The following is a 3155-nucleotide window of genomic DNA, read 5'->3' on the forward strand; positions in this document are numbered from 1 at the left end:
AGCTCACGGAAGATCTCGTCGGCCTGGGTGTGTGCGTCGATGGCCTCCTCGAACCGCCGCACCTCCTGCAGGGCGTTGCCGAGGTTGTTCAGGGCCGTCCCTTCGCGGTGCCGGTCGCCGAGCTCACGGCAGATTTCCAAGTCCTGGGTGTGTACGTCGATGGCCTCCTCGAACCTGCGTACCTTCCGCAGGGCGTTGCCGAGGTTGTTCAGGGCCGTCCCTTCGCGGTGCTGGTCGCCGAGCTCACGGAAAATCTCGCCGGCCTGGGTGTGTGCGTCGATGGCCTCCTCGAACCTGCGCACCTTCCGCAGGGCGTTGCCGAGGTTGTTCAGGGCCGTCCCTTCGCCGTGCCGGTCGCCGAGCTCACGGAAAATCTCGCCGGCCTGGGTGTGTGCGTCGATGGCCTCCTCGAACCGCCGCACCTCCTGCAGCGCGTTGCCGAGGTTGTTCAGGGTCCTCCCTTCGCCGTGCCGGTCGCCGAGCTCACGGCAGATTTCCAAGTCCTGGGTGAGTGCGTCGATGGCCTCCTCGAACCTGCGCACCTCCTGCAGCGCGAGGCCGAGGTTGTTCAGGGCCGTCCCTTCCCGGTGCCGGTCGCCGAGCTCACGGAAAATCTCGTCGGCCTGGGTGTGTGCGTCGATGGCCTCCTCGAACCGCCGCACCTCCTGCAGCGCGGTGCCGAGGTTGTTCAGGGCCATGCCTTCGCCGTGCCGGTCGCCGAGCTCACGGCAGATTTCCAAGTCCTGGGTGTGTGCGTCGATGGCCTCCTCGAACCGCCGCACCTCCTGCAGGGCGTTGCCGAGGTTGTTCAGGGCCGTCCCTTCGCGGTGCCGGTCGCCGAGCTCACGGCAGATTTCGGCGGCCTGGGTGTGTGCGTCGATGGCCTCCTCGAACCGCCGCACCTCCTGCAGTGCGAGGCCGAGGTTGGTCAGGGCCATGCCTTCACCGAGCCGGTCACCAACCTCGTGGGCGGCGGTGAGTGCGTGCTGAGCCAGGGCGAGGGCGTCGGTGAAAGCGCGGCGCAGGTGCAGGTACTCGCTCAGGCTGCCGACGGCTTGGAGGGCGAACGACGAATGGGCTGCGGCGGCGAGCAGAAGGTTATTTCGTTCGGTATCCATCCAGACCAACGCCTCGGCACGACCTGTGAAGCGGGGAGACACCGTCTTTCCGGGCAAGGTCCTCAGACGGTCACCGGCCGCTCTTGAGGTGGTCTGGTAGTACTCGAGCAGGCTGGCCAGGCTCTGTCGGCGCTGTTTGTTGTCGTCCGTCTCCTGATGCTGATGATGGGCGTAGAGGCGGATCAGGTCGTGCATGTGCCAGCGGTTGCTGCCGACAGGCTGTTCTGTCAGCAGACCGGACCGGGCCAGGGCAGCCAGCAGCGGGCGGGCCGGCGCGCCGTTGTTGAGGACGGTGGCGGCCTCCGTGGAGATGTCCGGGCCCGGGTTGCAGGACAGCAGACGTAGCAGGCGGGCTTGGTCGGGGGGCAGTTTTTGGTAGGAGAGGTCGAAGGCGGCTTGGACGGCGAGGGAGTGGCCGTTGTGGTCGTCGTAGTGGAGGGCTTCCAGGCGGGTGTGTTCGGTGTTGAGGAGTTCGGCGAGGGCGGTCAGGGGTTGGCCGGGGTCGGCGGTGAGCAGGGCGGCGGCGATGACCAGGGCCAGGGGCAGGTGTCCGCAGAGGGCGGCGATCTCGGCGAGAGCGTCCGGTTCTTGTTCCGGGCGCGGGTCGTGCGGGTCGGCGAGGGTGAGGGCGTCGGCGATCAGGGCGGTCGCCTGTGCGGGAGCGAGTTCGTCCAGTTGTAGACGGCGGGCGGTGAGGGCGACCGGGTCCAGGGTGTGGCGGGAGGTGATCAGCAGGCGGTGGAGGCGGGGGCCCGGTACCAGTGGCAGTACCTGGCCGGTGCCGCCGGCGTCGTCGGCAATCACCAGTACCGGCTTACCCTGCTGGGCCCGGGCGGCCAGTTCTGCCTGGTACAGGGCCCGTTGCTCGTCATGGGTCGGGGGCAGGTCCGCCTCCGTGACGCCCAGGCCGCGCAGCAGGATGCTCAGTGCCTGTTCGGCTTCGACGCGCCGGTCGGGGTCGTAGCCGTGCAGGGAGAGGAATAGGGCACCGCCGGGGAACCAGCCTCGGTCGACCGCCTCATGGGCCGCCTGCAGGGCCAGAGCCGTCTTGCCGATCCCGGCCAGCCCCGAGACGGCAGAGACCACCACCGCCGACTCTCCCGGAGCCGAAGGGTCAAGCAGACCCAGCAGCTGCTCTGTCTGTTCTGCCCGGCCCACCAGACGCGCGCGCGGCGGCAACGTGGTGGGCGCAGGCACCGCCAATCCCGGTTGCGGGGCCTCGTAGTAGTCGCCGGCGACCTGGTAGGAGTTGCCGGCGACCTGAGAGATCCGGCCGTGTCCGGAGGCGTCTGCCTGCAGGTCCCGCTGGACGCTGGTGTCCTCGTTGCGGGTCACGGGGTACCCAGCCCGCTGGTGCCGGTGGAGTCGTCACCGCCGGTCTGCCGGATCTGGCCGCGCCCCGTCGCTTTCGCGTCCAGCTGGACGTCATCGGGAGCGGCAGTTCCCGCTCCGCCCAGCACACCGCGGTGACCGCCCACCTGCTCGACCCGCCCATGTCCGGACGCTCTCGCCCGCATACGGCGTCCACCCGGCTGTTCCTGTCGTCCGGCCCACCAGCCGACTGCCGCCAGTACCCCACCGGCCACCACGGCGGCGAACGCGGCCGCCACCCCCCACCGCGCCTCCTCGCTTTCCGGCAGCCAGCCCCACGACACCGACCGCACCACCCACAGGACCACCCCGAACGAGACCGCCGCCGCGGTCACCGCCACCAGCCAACGCACCCACCGCACCACCGCGGCCCCCCTCCTACGTCACGTTGGCAACAGACTGCCATCGCCAGGCCGGAAGAACAGCCGCAACTCAGTGGGAAGCCGCCCCGGCCGACGGTCGAACCGACATGCAAGAGCTGCAGTCTGAGGGCCCGGAACCTCCCGGTCTCTCAGACTCATCGCTCAGAGCCCGATACCGATCAGAGGTGAGTTCTTCACGCGGTCGACGTCGTCCAGGTAGCGGGCGAGGACGCGGGAGCCGTCGGCCCAGCCGCCGGCGCGGGCGATCTCCAGCGGGTCGTGTCCGGCGGCCCGGGCGGCGGTG

General features: G+C 69.7%; 2 protein-coding genes. Both read right to left on the reverse strand.

Annotated features, from left to right (window positions below):
* Nucleotides 1-2453: tetratricopeptide repeat protein (locus HW445_RS34290; RefSeq protein WP_180223054.1), on the reverse strand; the 2453-nt coding region annotated here is incomplete at its 3' end.
* On the reverse strand, nt 2450-2842 hold the full coding sequence (locus tag HW445_RS24150; protein ID WP_180223055.1) for a hypothetical protein: 393 nt from the start codon (nt 2840-2842) through the stop codon (nt 2450-2452). The genes HW445_RS24150 and HW445_RS34290, both read right to left, overlap by 4 nt.
* Nucleotides 2843-3155: the final 313 nt, after the last annotated feature.

The sequence above is a fragment of the Streptomyces sp. UH6 genome (genome assembly GCF_013421635.1).
Classification (GTDB): Bacteria; Actinomycetota; Actinomycetes; order Streptomycetales; family Streptomycetaceae; genus Streptomyces; species Streptomyces abyssomicinicus.